General features: G+C 36.5%; 17 protein-coding genes. 4 read left to right on the top strand and 13 right to left on the bottom strand.

Annotated elements, in window-relative coordinates:
• Window positions 1–101 precede the first annotated feature (101 nt).
• Both AC3A54_RS08455 and AC3A54_RS08450 read right to left on the bottom strand, forming a co-directional pair.
• Complete coding sequence (locus AC3A54_RS08455; RefSeq protein ID WP_308080287.1) at window positions 102–341, bottom strand: YlbE-like family protein; 240 nt, start codon at window positions 339–341, stop codon at window positions 102–104.
• A gap of 17 nt (window positions 342–358) precedes the next feature.
• A complete protein-coding gene (locus AC3A54_RS08450) occupies window positions 359–772 on the bottom strand; it encodes a YlbD family protein (RefSeq protein ID WP_308080288.1) in 414 nt (137 codons plus the stop codon).
• Between the two features lie 338 nt (window positions 773–1,110).
• Here AC3A54_RS08450 and AC3A54_RS08445 point away from each other — a divergent pair, with 338 nt between their 5' ends.
• Together AC3A54_RS08445 and AC3A54_RS08440 are read left to right on the top strand one after the other, a co-directional pair.
• A complete protein-coding gene (locus AC3A54_RS08445; RefSeq protein ID WP_487654128.1) occupies window positions 1,111–1,593 on the top strand; it encodes a PaaI family thioesterase in 483 nt (160 codons plus the stop codon).
• A 22-nt stretch (window positions 1,594–1,615) separates the two neighbouring features.
• Entirely contained in the window at window positions 1,616–1,990 is a 375-nt protein-coding gene (locus AC3A54_RS08440) for a hypothetical protein (RefSeq protein WP_487654127.1), read from the top strand.
• 23 nt (window positions 1,991–2,013) lie between these two features.
• Here the strand turns inward: AC3A54_RS08440 and AC3A54_RS08435 are convergent, their stop codons facing one another.
• Both AC3A54_RS08435 and AC3A54_RS08430 read right to left on the bottom strand, forming a co-directional pair.
• On the bottom strand, window positions 2,014–2,880 hold the full coding sequence (locus AC3A54_RS08435) for a CAP domain-containing protein (RefSeq protein WP_487654126.1): 867 nt from the start codon (window positions 2,878–2,880) through the stop codon (window positions 2,014–2,016).
• Window positions 2,881–3,256: 376 nt separating this feature from the next.
• Window positions 3,257–3,682, bottom strand: a complete 426-nt coding sequence (locus AC3A54_RS08430) for a CBS domain-containing protein (RefSeq protein ID WP_487654125.1) — start codon at window positions 3,680–3,682, stop codon at window positions 3,257–3,259.
• A 191-nt stretch (window positions 3,683–3,873) separates the two neighbouring features.
• On the opposite strand from AC3A54_RS08430, the gene AC3A54_RS08425 reads away from it, so the two are divergent.
• A complete protein-coding gene (locus tag AC3A54_RS08425; protein WP_308080293.1) occupies window positions 3,874–4,233 on the top strand; it encodes a YugN family protein in 360 nt (119 codons plus the stop codon).
• 234 nt (window positions 4,234–4,467) lie between these two features.
• Here AC3A54_RS08425 and AC3A54_RS08420 read toward each other — a convergent pair whose 3' ends face one another.
• The 8 genes from AC3A54_RS08420 to cyoE all read right to left on the bottom strand — a co-directional run bounded on the left by AC3A54_RS08420 (window position 4,468) and on the right by cyoE (window position 12,381).
• Complete coding sequence (locus AC3A54_RS08420) at window positions 4,468–5,643, bottom strand: GNAT family N-acetyltransferase (protein ID WP_487654124.1); 1,176 nt, start codon at window positions 5,641–5,643, stop codon at window positions 4,468–4,470.
• Window positions 5,644–5,755: 112 nt separating this feature from the next.
• On the bottom strand, window positions 5,756–6,220 hold the full coding sequence (locus AC3A54_RS08415) for a DUF420 domain-containing protein (protein ID WP_308080295.1): 465 nt from the start codon (window positions 6,218–6,220) through the stop codon (window positions 5,756–5,758).
• Window positions 6,221–6,339: 119 nt separating this feature from the next.
• Window positions 6,340–7,245 (bottom strand): cytochrome c oxidase assembly factor CtaG, encoded by a 906-nt coding sequence (gene ctaG, locus AC3A54_RS08410; protein ID WP_487654123.1) that lies wholly within the window; start codon window positions 7,243–7,245, stop codon window positions 6,340–6,342.
• A 144-nt stretch (window positions 7,246–7,389) separates the two neighbouring features.
• Window positions 7,390–7,725 carry a cytochrome c oxidase subunit IVB gene (ctaF, locus tag AC3A54_RS08405; RefSeq protein ID WP_308080297.1) on the bottom strand — a complete coding sequence of 112 codons (336 nt, stop codon included), beginning with the start codon at window positions 7,723–7,725 and terminating at the stop codon, window positions 7,390–7,392.
• A 4-nt stretch (window positions 7,726–7,729) separates the two neighbouring features.
• A complete protein-coding gene (locus tag AC3A54_RS08400; RefSeq protein ID WP_487654122.1) occupies window positions 7,730–8,356 on the bottom strand; it encodes a cytochrome (ubi)quinol oxidase subunit III in 627 nt (208 codons plus the stop codon).
• On the bottom strand, window positions 8,356–10,227 hold the full coding sequence (gene ctaD / locus AC3A54_RS08395; RefSeq protein ID WP_487654121.1) for a cytochrome c oxidase subunit I: 1,872 nt from the start codon (window positions 10,225–10,227) through the stop codon (window positions 8,356–8,358). Before ctaD ends, AC3A54_RS08400 begins: the two co-directional genes overlap by 1 nt.
• Before the next feature lie 31 nt (window positions 10,228–10,258).
• On the bottom strand, window positions 10,259–11,320 hold the full coding sequence (gene coxB, locus AC3A54_RS08390) for a cytochrome c oxidase subunit II (RefSeq protein ID WP_487654120.1): 1,062 nt from the start codon (window positions 11,318–11,320) through the stop codon (window positions 10,259–10,261).
• 122 nt (window positions 11,321–11,442) lie between these two features.
• Window positions 11,443–12,381, bottom strand: a complete 939-nt coding sequence (gene cyoE, locus AC3A54_RS08385; protein ID WP_487654119.1) for a heme o synthase — start codon at window positions 12,379–12,381, stop codon at window positions 11,443–11,445.
• A 516-nt stretch (window positions 12,382–12,897) separates the two neighbouring features.
• On the opposite strand from cyoE, the gene AC3A54_RS08380 reads away from it, so the two are divergent.
• Window positions 12,898–13,803, top strand: coding sequence for a COX15/CtaA family protein (locus AC3A54_RS08380; RefSeq protein WP_335549199.1), 906 nt, complete (start codon window positions 12,898–12,900; stop codon window positions 13,801–13,803).
• A gap of 36 nt (window positions 13,804–13,839) precedes the next feature.
• Here AC3A54_RS08380 and AC3A54_RS08375 read toward each other — a convergent pair whose 3' ends face one another.
• Window positions 13,840–15,048: an FtsW/RodA/SpoVE family cell cycle protein gene (locus AC3A54_RS08375; protein ID WP_487654118.1), complete on the bottom strand. Its 1,209-nt coding sequence runs from the start codon at window positions 15,046–15,048 to the stop codon at window positions 13,840–13,842.
• Window positions 15,049–15,249 lie beyond the last annotated feature (201 nt).

Here is a 15,249-nt window from a genome sequence, read left to right as displayed (position 1 = left end):
CAATCACTCCTTTTTAGTATTGTTCGCCTCCTTTTTGATTTTTAGTCTATTTCTAAAAATTGCAATAAAAAAAGGCCACATTTTTCCCATGTGGTCCCTGATTAATTTTGGTTTTTCATTGCCTGAAACATAGAATACATCATCGATGCCATTTGCACGCTATTTGAAAACTTTTCTACTTGGTGTGGGATTGTTTTCTTATAATGATGTAACGACGCAATTTCAAGTGATTGTAAGTCATAAGGATTTCTGGATAGTTTTCGGTACCAATAGGGCTGCTCGCGTACAAACTGCTTTAAATCCTTTTGATTTTCTAAATAATCAAGTACCTCTCTTCGCATAATCTAATTCCCTTCTATTAGTCTTTTCGAAATGAAAAAGGATGTTTTGGCCCCTCTGGAGTCTTGACAGGACCTGCTGCTGCATTCGGATTCCCTCCTTGAAACTGTGCAATAACACCTTGAACGGCACCTAGTGCCTGACTTAGATTATTAATATGATTTTGCATTTGGTTTGGGTCCATTTTCTTGACCATTCCCATAATATTTGACATCCAATCTCCCTTAGCACTGCTGCTCTCTGCTTCAGATTCCGAACGTGTTTCTACACCGATGGTTTCCCAACGTTTATCATCTTCACCCAATAAGTACCAATCTTCATACAGTTCTTGCCACGTGGCCTTTCCATTCCGAACTTCCTTAATAATATTTGGATTGTTTTTAACAAATTCTTTGAATTGCAGTACGGAGGGATGTAATTTTTTTTGCGACATTTCTCTCACCTCTGCCCATATATATTGCCAATAATACAATATGTAAGAAAAGTAAAAATGTGAAATGCAAATGGAAATGAAATTATTTATAAATATATATCTTAGTGGTAAGATGACTTAAGAAAAGGCTGTGTTAAAGAACAGTGTTGATTTTTATACCCTGTTGATTGGAGCGGAAGGCTCGAAGACTCCTGTGGGAGTACGGTTCAGGGGAGACCCCGCAGGCGCAAGCGCCGAGGAGGCTCGCCGAAACGCCCACGAACCGCTCGAGCCTGGAGCGGAAATCAACAGGCAATTTTTACAAAGCCTATGAAAAAGAAATGAAAGAGGTAATTATTATGGAAGATGCATTGCGACAATTATTAGATTCTTGTATTAAAAATGGGACTGAAACGGACCTAGATGCATTACAACACCTACTTGAAGGTGTTCAAAAAAAAATTATTCAAAACAAAAGCACATTTATTGATGGAATTCTCCATATGGAAAGAACTTTTGATCAAAATACCTGTGAAATTACGATTCCCGTAAATTCTGTCCTTAATAATAATCTAAATATATTGCATGGCGGTATTACAGCAACAGTACTTGACACTGCCATGGGAAGCTTGGCCAATTATTATCTCCCTGAAGGATTCGGCGCCGTCACAAATCAGCTTAATATCCACTACACAGCCCCTGGAATAGGAGACCTGCTACGATGCAAAGCAGAAATTATCCATCAAGGGAGCAAAACCATGGTTATATCTGGGGAAGCATATCGAAGTGACGGCAAAAAAATCGCCCATGCAACAGGAACGTTTTTTATTATAAGTAAATAATTATGGAGGAGGCTGATTAAGAATGGTCACCGCCATTGTAATACCAATCATTTGTCTTTACTTTTATTGGCTTACAAAAAAAGAGATGAAAGAACAAGATAATAATTGGCTTTCAGTTAGTAATATACCCAAGGAATCCATATTAGCTGGTGAAATAAAGAGCATAAATGAGGAAAAACAACGCTTTTATTATCATCGATACATATATGTACAAACACTAAAACTCCAGACAGCAACCAAATTAATTACCGCTAAAAAAATCACTCCAATAACTAAAAATATTAAGTTAAATTCTTTTGTTGTTGGGGAACACATTCGTATGTTCGGTAAGTGGGAGGGTTCAACCTTTCTATTTAGCCATTATGAAATGGATAATAAACAAAAAGGTGACCAATAAGTCACCTTTTTTCATTGTTAAGCCTATTCAACTTTCTTAATAAAGTTCTGTGTATAGTATTTTTGGAATACACCAATTCCAATATGTGAAAAATCTTTATTTAATAAAGAATCCCGATGTCCTTTACTATTAAGCCATCCTTCCACTACTGCAGGTCCATCTGTGTAATTTGCAGCAATATTTTCGCCAGCTTCTTGATATGCTACTTTAGCTGTTTGTAATCGCTCGGTAAGGTCCCCAAATTTCTTGGACGTATGGGAAAAATCATTGTTTTCGGACATATCCTTACTATGTCCATATGCAACTTCTGCTGTTAGTTCGTCCCAGCTTAAAGGTTTCAGTTTGTGTCTTTGTCGCAAAACATTGGTAATATCAAAGATCTCCTGCTCCGTTCCAATTTCAATACTCCTCCATGTTTCATCTGAAAGTGCAGGTTCTTCAACTAACTCTCCTTGATAAACTAATTCATATGGACGCTGTTTAATTAGTGTTTCAGCATCTAGGAACCGAACACTTGAAAGATTGCCTGTAAATTTGTCTATATAAAGCTGGACATAAATGTCCCCCAACTGAACCATTGGTCGAAGATTTAGATCGGTATCATTGAGCTCAAAACGGTAGGTAGTACCCTCCCAATCCAAATTAATATTTGTATCAATGTATTGAGTATTAAAAATTTCTTCCACTGGCTGTCCAATTTCAAAAGGAGCAACATCTAAGTTTTCACCAATTGCAAAGATGGTTACCACTTTATTATTTGCAACACCTACCTGTAGATATCGCTTGTAATCTTGATTATATATATACCATTGATAGCCATATAATGATTCATCCTTGCGCACTGGTGTCCCAAATTCTTTTTCTAAAATAGAAACATCTTGCCCAATCATTAGAGCTAAACCCTCTTTCGGCTTTTCAGACGATGGTTTGTTACTTGACTTTAAATTTGGACTTTGTGGTAACGATATCTTACTTTCTTGCGTGTGATCTTCCTTTATTAAAACATTATTTCCGGTTTTTTCATTTATACTAACATAAAAACCTATGGATAAAAAAACAACTGAGAGTATCAGAATTCTAACAAGCGTTCGCAGAGGTTGTCACCCTCTCTATTCCTTTTTCTATCATTATATGTATAGATAAGATAATTATATCATCTATACCCCGATAAGTAATAGATATTATCGAAAATGTCTGATAAAAGAAGAAAAAACAGGTACAATTGGTACCTGTTTTAATAAAAATCCTATTGCCCATATAATAATTTTAATGTTGTATCCCATGCTCAGAAATCTCTGTTAAAGCTTCCTTTGCTTGATCATCTGATAATTCACGAACAGCAAAATCACCAAGTGAAACAATACCAATTAACTTATCGCCTTCTACAACAGGTAAACGGCGAATTTTATGCTGAGCCATTAACTTTGCAGCCTCTTGGCTTGTGGCTTCAGGAGAGATGGTTATCAGCTCACTACTCATGATATCTTCTACCTTAGTTGACCCTGGATGTTTTTCAGCGACACCTCTAATAACAATATCACGGTCAGTAATCATTCCTACTATCTTTTCTTGATCAACAATAGGAATTGCCCCTACATTAAGTTCTTTCATTTTAAGAGCTACTTCGTACATATTATCTAGTAAGGTACAACACTCTACATTGTCTGTCATAATATCAAGAATTTTTTCCATTAATTTTACCCTCCAAGATTTTCAAATATACTCAGGACCATATTTTATATTTTCCAATCATGAATGTTTTATTCGATGAATGAATTCATTGCAAGTTGAAACATTTTCAACTATTATTATAATGAATTATATTTGCTATAACCAATGAGGAAACATAGGGGTAAGGCAAGCGTCATTAGGAGGGATTCATAATGAAATTTGAGAATACGGGAATTGAGAAGTTAAAAGCAGATTTAAACCGTTTAGATGAGGTCATGACTGATTACGGTTTAGTTCGTGCAGGTCAATGGGATTACGAACGTGTTACATACGACCGCAAATTTGAATTAAAAGAAGGTGTGTTTTACCTTCGTGTACAAGGTTATTCAGTTGAAGGTGATGTTGATACTTTTAAAGCAACAATCCAATTGATGACACCTTTACTAGGAAAGCATTATTATCCACATGGTGTTGAGTATGGTGAAGGAGAAAATTTCCCATCCTCCCTTGTAAATCAATGCAAGAAAATTCTTGAGAACATCAACACAGAAATAAGTAAATTCGCATTGTAATTTCTAATAAAAAAGGAAGGACCACGGTCCTTCCTTTTTTATATTGGCTGTGTTAAAGAACAGTGTTGGTTTTTGCACCCTGTTGATTGGAGTGGAAGGCACGAAGACTCCTGTGGGAGTATGGTTCAGGCGAGACCCCGCAGGCGCAAGCGCCGAGGAGGCTCGCCGAAACACCCACGGAAAGCGAAGTGCCTGGAGCGGAAATCAACAGGAAAGATTAACAGAGCCTTTATATTAGAAAAAGTCATAGAATGATGATTTGATATGTGGAACCATTTTCTCTAGCTTTTGGACTTCCTCTTCATTCCCCTTTAAATACCCCATCTGATATAACTCTAATGGCCGTTTATAACCAAAAATGATGGCAGACAGGTCATTAATTGATAACTGGATTCCCCTCCTTGGCGGCTGTACACACTGGCTCCCATTCTTTTCTTTAAATACTTTTATTTGTTTATGTCCAGTTAAGTAGCTTCCATTATTCCATGGTGCAAAGGTATCTTCTAAATGGAGAAAAACAGGCTCAGTTCCTGAATGGAACCCAAACTTTCTTAAACATTCTTCTACATCAACAATCCGTGCCATGAAATACGGCTGTAATTCCATACTTACCTTCGGCTGTTGAATAAAGTATGGAAATGGGTCATGGATCGGCAGGGTCAGATACACTTTCTCCACCATAGAATCATGCTGACAAATAAAATTCCAAAGACCTACCCTTGCTTCTTGGTCAAGGCACACCATTTCCTCCACATCCATTTTTCTGTCCTTTACATGATAAAGGATATAACCCTTCGCTTCATTATCTGGATTATAATAGACAGCAATTTGAGAATCGTCATTAAGTACATGATCCTTCCACCAGTCAAAAGAACGAACTAGCATTCCATTAAATTGGTTACAGTACAATTGATAGATATGATTGATATCCTCTGGAAAAGCTTCCTTAGAATATCGGATGATTTTTCCTGGCTGTATTGGCAGTAAAGCTAGATCCTTTTTATCAAGAGTTACTTTTTTATACTCACTTAATATCTCCCATCCAAACTTCCGATAAAAGGAAAAATCAAAAGGATGAAGGAAGGAAACAATCTGACCGTCAGCGTGCATTTGTTTCAATGCCTCTATCATTAATGAGCGTACATACCCACTTCTCCTGTATTCAGGATAGGTAGCCACACCAGCTACTCCACCCATTTTCCACTCAGCCCCATTCATATAGACCCCAAGGGGAATAATATGTAATTTAGCTGCAAGATTCTCTTTTTCTTTTATTCCTAGGATTTTATGTTTCTTTAACATATCTCTTCTTGCGGAAATTCGTTCATCAGCTATCTTATATTGAAAAGCATACTCTGAGAGTTTTAATGATTCTAGAAAATCATCGTCCGTTAGAATCTTAATATCCAATTGATTTCCCCCTTTACACTAAAAACCTACCTTTATTATAAAGTGTTACCGAGGAAAAATGGGAACATTCTGATAAAGAAACATAAAAAAGTGCCTATTGGCACTTTTTTTATTAAAACCCTAGAATAGCTTTAATCATTGAAGTAGTTTCTCCACCATGATAAAAAACATATAGTAAAAGATAAACCGCAACGCCTGTTATTCCAGTAAAGAACCAAATAATGCTAGTAACAGGCCCAAGCTTTCGGTGGAGGGCAAGGTTATTTTTATAACCTGTTGTTAAAGAAACAATTCCAAAGACTGCCCCGATGGTTGCTAATGTAATATGAAATACTAAAAACACGGTGTAATAAATTTTAATGTCATCTGGTCCGCCAAAAGAAGTATTCCCTATAAAAATAGTTCTTGAAGCATAAATAATAAAAAAGATTAGTGCAAAAACAGCGGCGAAAAACATTGTTTTTTTATGGGCTTCTATTTTTCTTTGTTTAATTTGCCACCAGCCAATTGCAACCGTTATGGCACTTAAAACAATAAATGAAGTACTAATCGTAGGTAAAATCGGTAAGGAATTCATTTAAAAGTCCTCTCTTTTGTTTATTCTACAATAATAGTAGTGTAACAACCCTTTTATTTCAATCAATTTCCGAATAAAATAAAAAATTCTCGAAAAAAATCCCCCAATTTGTTGGGGGACTATTTAATCGGAGATGGATTTAATGTTTGGTTCATCTCTCGTTCGGATTCTTCCTGATCTTTACGGTACCATTCAAAGAAAACATGACCTAGTATCACACCATAGATGATTTCTTGGATAATCTTCATTAATACTCCGCCAAGTCGTTGATCTTCGATTACTGACATGGAACTAAAAAGTGCAGGACCACTTAAATTTAAGCTAGCAAAATTAGATGCCCCTACACATAAACTCATGACCTGTCCCCATACATGAGGATCAGAATAAGTTGCATAGAGTGAATTATCAGCAAAAATAATAAGTGCACATGCTGGAGTTAACAAGATACCGTCAGCAAAAATATAGCCAACCTTCTTCAACCCACTTAGAGTTTGGTGTTCCGGCATCTGATTTAGTAAAGGCCACCACATGAAAATAGAAACAAGAAATAAAAGAATAGAATAGCCTGCATGAAGCCAGAAATTCTGCATGACATGATCAAATATGATTGGAACATGGTAGAAAGAAAACAAGCCGTTAAATACGACTAAAGCAATTAGTGGTTTCGTTAAGAATCTAAACAAAGAATCAATTTTTTTAACGCTCAATAGCTTTTGCCATACCCAGTTTGGAATACTCAAAATAAATAAAGGGGGTACAACCAGAACTAACACGGCCATCTGCATCATATGGACATAAAACATTAGGTGTGCTAATAAATCCAAGGGTGACCCTTTTATAGCGTAGAGAAGAATCATCGATATTAAGAATAATGACCCTTGTTTTTTGGACAATGGCTCATTCCCTGGAAATAACATTCTATACTTTGTTGTAATGACTAAATAACCTACGGTTAATGCGATTAATATTAATAAAAAGTACGGGCTCCAAAGTGCTTTAAATCCAAATATATCTAATGTAAGCACCGAAATCACCTCAATGTTAATTGAAAGAATTATTGACTATATTATACCCGTGGCAAATAAGTTAAGCAAACCATGAAAACTTTCCATTTTTTCAAAAAAGAAAATCGGCATAAAGCCGATTTTCCTTTTTTTATAGCCCAATTCTTACCACCAAATAATGGTTGTAAAAGTTAGAATTGTTATTGCTCCTACCAACGCTCCAGAGTATAAGAAGAGAGATGGAGCTTCATGTCCTTTATGGCTCATATGCATGAAATAGTATAGTTGGAAAATTACTTGAACAACAGCTAAAAGGATAATAAATGGTACTGTAAACCATGCAGTAAATCCTTTGACAGCTACTGCAGCAAATGCGATTAGAGTTAAGAAAATCATTAGGGTAAAAGATACAACTTGATATCTCATCTCTTCAGTACTTTTCCGACGACGATATTCAATGTCAACTCTTGGGTTTCCTGAATTTAATTGTTGATCTGCCATCAGTTTATCCCACCATTCCCATTAAATATACTACTGTAAAGATAAATACCCAAACAACATCGATAAAATGCCAATATAAGCTAAATACATAGAATTTTGGCGCGTTGTATAGGTCTAAACCACGTTTTCCATTTCGGAACATTAATGTTAGACACCATAATAGACCAAACGCAACGTGGCCACCGTGAAAACCTACAAGCGTATAGAAGGCAGAACCGAATGCACTACTTGTAAACTTATGTCCTTCATGAACATAATGAGAAAACTCGTAAACCTCAAGTCCTAAGAAGCCTGCACCTAATAATGCTGTTAAGCCAAGCCAAACCATCATTTTTTTGAAGGCAAAGTTTTTCATGTGATACATAGCGTATACACTAGTCAATGAACTTGTTAATAACAACATAGTTGCTACAAATGTTAATGGAAGCTCAAATAATTCCTTAGCAAGCGGCTGTCCAGAATCACCGACTTTATCCTTTAACGCTAAATACGTTGCGAAGAGGGAGGCGAATAGAACCGTCTCTCCTCCTAGGAAAAACCAAAAACCTAAAAATTTATTTTTTGCTTCAAGGGTTGCTTTCTCCGGCGCAGCAGGCCATGTTTCATAAGTGAATTTATCTTCAGCGTGCATTATGCCTTACCCCCCTTATCCTCGTCATCAATTAGCTCTTCCTTGTGAATATGGAAACCATGATCATCTTTAACTGAACGCGTGAACATAGAACCCAATGTTATTAGTAGGCCTATAATCATTACTGGTAGAGACCATGAAACCTTATCTTGATGGTACAATGCACCAAAAGCAGCAATGAACAAGCCGACAGACATAATAAATGGAATAAAGGATGAATTAGGCATATGGATATCACCAAGCGGCTCGGCAGGAGTCATAGCCTTTTTCCCTTCCATTTTTTCAACCCAAAATGCATCTAAACTACGAACAAGTGGCAACTGTTTAAAGTTATAGAATGGAGGTGGTGACGGAATAGACCATTCAAGTGTTCTTCCATCGCCCCATGGATCATTCCCAACCTTAACATTTTTCACTGATGTCATAATGATGTTAATTAACATAATAATGACACCAAGCCCCATGAATGCTGCTCCAACTGAGCTTACCATGTTTGCTAATTCAAATCCTTGACCTGGAAGGTATGTGAATACACGACGTGGCATTCCCCATAAACCTAAGAAGTGTTGGATAAAGAATGTTAAGTGGAAACCAATAAAGAACAACCAGAAAGTAATTTTTCCTAGGGTCTCATTTAACATTGTTCCAAACATTTTTGGCCAATAAAGATGTGTTCCTGCAAAAATTGCAAAGACAACACCACCTACAATTACATAATGGAAATGTGCAACAACGAAATAAGTATCATGATATTGATAATCCGCGGCTGCAGAAGCAAGCATTACTCCTGTTACCCCACCAGCAAGAAACGATGGTATAAAGGCAAATGCCCAATGCATAGGTGTAGTGAATTTAACACTTCCACCCCACATAGTTAAAAGCCAGTTAAAAATCTTAATCCCAGTAGGGACACCAATTGCCATTGTTGCAACCGCGAAAATAGCATTCGCAACTGGACCTAAACCTGTTGTAAACATATGGTGAGCCCATACCATGAAGCCTAAGAAACCAATTAAAACTGTTGCAAAAACCATGGAGGAATATCCAAACAAGCGTTTTCTTGAGAAGATTGGAATAATTTCCGAGAAAATCCCAAACGCAGGAAGGATCAGAATATATACTTCAGGATGTCCAAAAATCCAGAAGAGATGCTCCCAAATTACTGTGTTACCGCCGGCTGCCACTTCAAAGAAATTAGCTCCGAACATTCGGTCAAACATCATTAATACAAGACCCACTGTAAGTGGAGGGAATGCAAATAAAATAAGTGCTGAGGTTACAAATGTAGTCCATGTGAACAATGGCATCCTCATATACGTCATTCCTGGTGCACGCATATTAATAATCGTTACCAAGAAATTAATACCACCCATTAATGTTCCAAAACCTGAAATCTGTAAGCCTAAGATATAGAAATCTACTCCATGGCCTTTCGAAGCCATCGCAAGTGATGCATAAGAAGTCCATCCAGCATCAGGAGCTCCACCTAAAAACCATGAAAGATTTAGGAAGATTCCTCCGAAGAAGAATAACCAAAAACTAACTGCATTTACAAATGGAAATGCTACGTCACGTGCCCCAATTTGTAATGGCATAACAGCATTCATAAATGCAAATACAAGCGGCATCGCGGCTAAGAAAATCATTGTTGTTCCGTGCATGGTAATAATTTCATTAAATGCACCTGCACTGACAAAATCATTGTTAGGTACTGCAAGTTGGATACGAATAAAGACAGCTTCAAGTCCGCCTATTAAGAAGAAGAATCCACCTGCAATAAGATATAGGATGGCGATTTTCTTATGGTCAACAGTTGTTAAAAAGTCCCACAAAGTCGCACCAAATCCCTTTTTTTGAGCTAAGGTACTCACAATTTTACCTCCCTTTCAACCAATTCCCCATTTATTCCTGAACTTTTAAGCTCATTAAATATTCGGCTAATGCATCAAGCTGATCATCTGACATTTCTGGATATTTTCCAGTCATTAAGTTCCCAGGCTTGTATGCTTCAGGATTTTTAATCCAGTTTTTTACTTCTTTTTTATTATGGTCTAATACACCGGCTACACGCGATCTTTCACCAAAGTTTGATAAGTTAGGTGCAATACGTGCAGTTTCTGGCATTTTATTAGCTGGAGTTACAGCATGACAGCCGATACAGCTCTTATTAAAGATTTCTTGACCTTGTGAAGCTAGAGCTCCTGTTGCTTTTTGTGGTTCTTTAACATCCTTCATTGCAGTAACCCAAGCATCAAACTTGTCACGGCTAATCGCCTTAACTTTAAAGTCCATTAGAGCGTGTCCTGGTCCGCAAAGCTCAGCACATTTTCCGTAGAATAGATTTCCCGCTTCATTTGCGCGCTTGTCGTCAAATTCCAACCAGAACTTGTTGATATTATCAGTATTGGTATCTAATTTTCCACCAACTGCAGGGATCCAGAATGAGTGTTTAACATCCATAGATTTTAAGTTGAAGTAAACTTTTTCATTTGTTGGAACAACTAATTCTTGACTCGTCACAATCTTTTTGCTTGGATATTCAAAATCCCACCAATATAAATGTGATCGAACATTAATTACTAATGCTTTTGTGTTTTTCTTGTCCATCTTGTCAACATCAGCAAGTTTGAAAGTAGATGCTACAGTTGGTACAGCTAGGATAAGAAGTAATAGAATCGGCACAACAGTCCAAATAATTTCTAGTTTATGACTTCCTTCAACTTGCTTTGGAATGGTTTTGTCGTCTTTTCTACGGTAACGAACAAATACCAAAACAAATATAACCATGACGACAATAATTACCCCAACCATGATTAAAGTACTTAACTTCATTAAATCATATTGCATGTCTGCAACTTCACCGGCTGGCATCAAAGTGGAAACGAATGGTTTGCCACATCCGGAGAGTACAAGCGCTATCATCGTAAACAACGAGACTAAACGCCATTTTGCAAGCCTTTTCATAGCTTAATCAAACCCCTCTTTCACTAATAAAATTCTAAATATATAATGCTTGGTCAAAGAAGTATGTAGGTGGCTGACTCAAGGAGAATTTAAAGCCTAAAAGTCAGCCAAAGCAAGCAAAACTAAATTAATGTAACAATCACCATCGCCACAAAAATAATAGTTAAATATTGCAAGGAGTAAACAAACATTAGTTTTGCCCACTTTATGTCATCTTTGATCCTATATCCATAAATCCCTAATACTAGCCACCCTATATTTAACAGAGTTGCAAGAATTAGAAATGGGATTCCTAATTTGGTAAGAAAAAATGGGATTGGCAAGAGTGCTGCCACCCAAAGTACAATATGAATTTTTGTTGTTTTAAAGCCCTTCACTACAGGAAGCATTGGGATTCCTGCTGCTTTATATTCATTTACTCTCCTCATTGCTAGAGCATAAAAATGCGGAGGCTGCCAAACAAACATTAGTACAAATAACGACCAGGCCATAATATCAAGATTTGCATCCACTGCAGCCCAACCGATTAACGGTGGAACGGCACCTGAGATACTACCAATGATCGTATTAGAAACAAGCTGTCGTTTAGACCATAAGGTATAGAGAACTACATAACTAAAAACTCCAAGCAGTCCAATAACTGTTGCAGTCATGGTTGTTAAGAATAAGAACAGTGTTCCCAGTCCAATAAGTAAAATACCTAAGGTAAGAACTCTACCCGGCAATACCTTTCCTGTTACTGTGGGTCTTCCTTTTGTTCTCTCCATTAGATGATCGATATCACGGTCAACGTAATTGTTTATAGCACATGAACCCGCAATGATTAGTGAAGACCCTGCCACTGTATAAAATACAATGTCTAAGTTCCCTAAAAAGCTTTGACCTGAAAAATGCAAGGCCAGCCAAAGTCCAGTAAAGGTTGTAATAAGATTGGAATTTACGATTCCTATCTTTATCAAAGCCATAAAGTCTTTCCATACTGAGGTTTTTTCTATGTTAGAATGCAGGCTTGCAGAACCATTGTCTATGGATGGTTCTCCATAAGCCTTTGAGTTGGACATACTTTCTCCTCCTAATCCTTCATAACAAATATTCACCAATTAACAGCTAACAATACTTACTAATTTTACCGTCTATTTTTTTTACAAAAAATTAGGGATAATCAGTTTATCAAATTAAACAATTTCACTCATAAATAAACCAGAGAAGCAGTGATTCAAAAAACACTTTCTCTGTATATTAAATCACACTTTTTGATATTTTTGTGAACTTTTTTCGAATAATTTTTGACCAAATTGTGACACGCCTTTAATATCAACAAAAAACCACTATATATAGTTCTAACACGCACTTTTCAAAGTTTCAATAGTTTTCACTATAATAATAGTGGAAAATATATATTATCCATTTGCCTTTTTCTGTTAGTAAACTTCTATAAAAATCTATACTTAAATCCTGTTCATTTTCCACTTTATTCGTTATGATAAATAAGGACTTTTTAATCTAGTTACTTTTCATTTATTATACTGTCAGGAATATCCAATGACAAATTATTGAACTATTTATGAGGTGATTTTTTGCGACGCTCTTTAAAGTGGTTGGCGGTTGCAACCACAATTGCAATGATATTAATATTAATTGGGGGAGCTTTAGTAACAAAGACTGGCTCTGGAATGGGATGTGGAAGATCTTGGCCTTTATGTAATGGTAAATTCCTTCCATTGGAAATAACTCCAGAATTAGCAATAGAGCTTGCACATCGACTTGTTTCAGGTGTAGGTGGAGTTATGGTGCTTGTTCTTTCCGTTTGGTCTTGGAAGGCTATTGGCCACATTAGAGAAACAAAGTTTCTTTCCTTTCTCTCATTCTTCTTTTTACTGTTACAAGCATTAATTGGTGCGGCAGCAGTAAAATGGGGGCAATCAAGTTTTGTTTTAGCATTGCACTTTGGAATTTCACTTATTTCATTCGCATCTGTGTTTTTGTTGACACTTCTTATATTTGAAGTTGATAAGAAATTCCAGGCCAATAAACTATTGATTGATAAAAGAATGAGCTTCCATATTGTTGGAATTTCTATTTATAGTTATTTTGTCATTTATACAGGAGCCTTGGTAAGACATACAAAGTCAAGCCTGGTCTGTCTAGATTGGCCTTTATGTAAAAATGAAAGTCTGGCATTTCCTTCTGATATGTGGGAATGGGTTCAAATGGGGCACCGAGCAGCCGCAGGGTTCATTTTCCTCTGGATTGCCTATGTTCTATTTATTGTTATTCGCCACTACAAGCATCAAAAGGTTTTATTTTGGGGTTGGATTATTTCATTCATCCTCGTTTCCTTACAAGTGATTGCCGGGGCATTTATCATTTTTAGTAGACTTAATCTATATATTGCTCTTCTTCATGCTTTCTTTATTACATGTTTATTTGGAATGTTGAGTTATTTTCTTCTTCTATATTCACGCTCTAGAAAGAATCAATAACAAAAAGAGGTTGACTCCCTAAGGGTCAACCTCTTTTTATTGCATATAGAATACCTTTCCGTCCTGACTGCCCTGTTGTTTTTCTATCGTTTGCTTATTTTTATATTTTTTCTCAAATTTTACAAACATGGAGACATTCACTAGGATTCCAGTTGCTGCCGCAAGCATCAAAATTGAAGATCCTCCATAACTGATGTACGGTAATGGAACTCCTGTAAGCGGTATTAACCCGGATACACCAGCGAGATTAATAAAGGATTGAATTCCAATCATACTCGAAATTCCAATGGCGAGCAGGCTCCCAAAAGGATCTTTACATTGTAAGCCAATATAAATTCCCCTTAATACAACATATCCTAATAAGATAATAACAAAGCCTACGCCCCAAACCCCTAATTCTTCTGCAATTACTGCCATGATAAAGTCAGTATGTGATTCTGGGAGGTAACCAAGCTTTTGGATACTTTTACCCAGGCCTAATCCATTAACGCCCCCTGATCCAATTGCAATATAAGAATTCGCTAGATGGAATCCCGCATCCTTAACATATTCCTTTGCAAATGGGTTACTCAGAACTTCTAATCGACTCATTTGTTCATCTGAAAAAACTTTCCCCCAGGAAACAAGTATAACCGGCAGAAGAAGAATGAGAACCATAAGAAGTAATTTCAATATTGTCTTTGGGCTCATTCCAGATGCTAGAATGATGGTCGCAGATATGGCTGCAATGATGGCAGCCGTACCAAAATCAGGTTGAACTCCAATTAATACACATACTATGAAAAGATAACCCAGTGGAGGAAGAACCCCCTTATTAAATTGATTAATATATGCCTGTTTTTTGGCATATACAGCAGCCAAATAAATGATAACGGCCAACTTTACAAATTCTGAAGGCTGGAAAAGGAAAGTTCCTATTGCATACCAACTTTGGGCATTGTTCTTTACCTCTCCGAAAGCAAATAACCCAAGAAGCGAGATAATAGACCCAAGCACCATCGGAAGCTGAAACCATTTTGTGAATTTCATCATTTTATAAGGAACAATGGCTGTAACCAAGAAGATGGCAGCAAACCCTAACAAAAATATTTTTTGTCTTTGGTAGAAAAAATCACTGCTAACTTGATATCGTTGAACTGCGTAAGCCATACTTGCACTGTAGATCATCACAAGTCCAAATGCACACAAAAGAATGATGGCAATGATTAAGGTGTAATCATAGGATTTCAGTATTTTTTTTACCATGTAAGACGTCCTCATTTTTTAAGTATTGATTATGCACTCTATTATAATAGAAAATGGATATGATTACTTGAAGAAAAGAAAAATTGTTACATCTTTTTAATATTAGACTTTGTTAACATTGTCTGTTGATTTCCGCTCCAAACAACAGGTTTTAAAAATCAACACTGTTAACACAGCCTAATATTAATAGAACAAAAAAAC

Source organism: Neobacillus sp. Soil_C_43, assembly GCF_057656715.1.
The sequence above is the reverse complement of the archived record's forward strand: the minus strand, read 5'-3'. Positions and strand labels throughout refer to the sequence as shown.

Coding starts and splice junctions, on each gene's coding strand:
- AC3A54_RS08455 (WP_308080287.1), bottom strand. CDS start 341: ATGCGAAGAGAGGTACTTGATTATTTAGAAAATCAAAAGGATTTAAAG.
- AC3A54_RS08450 (WP_308080288.1), bottom strand. CDS start 772: ATGTCGCAAAAAAAATTACATCCCTCCGTACTGCAATTCAAAGAATTT.
- AC3A54_RS08445 (WP_487654128.1), top strand. CDS start 1,111: ATGGAAGATGCATTGCGACAATTATTAGATTCTTGTATTAAAAATGGG.
- AC3A54_RS08440 (WP_487654127.1), top strand. CDS start 1,616: ATGGTCACCGCCATTGTAATACCAATCATTTGTCTTTACTTTTATTGG.
- AC3A54_RS08435 (WP_487654126.1), bottom strand. CDS start 2,880: ATGATTGGGCAAGATGTTTCTATTTTAGAAAAAGAATTTGGGACACCA.
- AC3A54_RS08430 (WP_487654125.1), bottom strand. CDS start 3,682: ATGGAAAAAATTCTTGATATTATGACAGACAATGTAGAGTGTTGTACC.
- AC3A54_RS08425 (WP_308080293.1), top strand. CDS start 3,874: ATGAAATTTGAGAATACGGGAATTGAGAAGTTAAAAGCAGATTTAAAC.
- AC3A54_RS08415 (WP_308080295.1), bottom strand. CDS start 6,220: ATGAATTCCTTACCGATTTTACCTACGATTAGTACTTCATTTATTGTT.
- ctaF (WP_308080297.1), bottom strand. CDS start 7,725: ATGGCAGATCAACAATTAAATTCAGGAAACCCAAGAGTTGACATTGAA.
- AC3A54_RS08400 (WP_487654122.1), bottom strand. CDS start 8,356: ATGCACGCTGAAGATAAATTCACTTATGAAACATGGCCTGCTGCGCCG.
- coxB (WP_487654120.1), bottom strand. CDS start 11,320: ATGAAAAGGCTTGCAAAATGGCGTTTAGTCTCGTTGTTTACGATGATA.
- cyoE (WP_487654119.1), bottom strand. CDS start 12,381: ATGTCCAACTCAAAGGCTTATGGAGAACCATCCATAGACAATGGTTCT.
- AC3A54_RS08375 (WP_487654118.1), bottom strand. CDS start 15,048: ATGGTAAAAAAAATACTGAAATCCTATGATTACACCTTAATCATTGCC.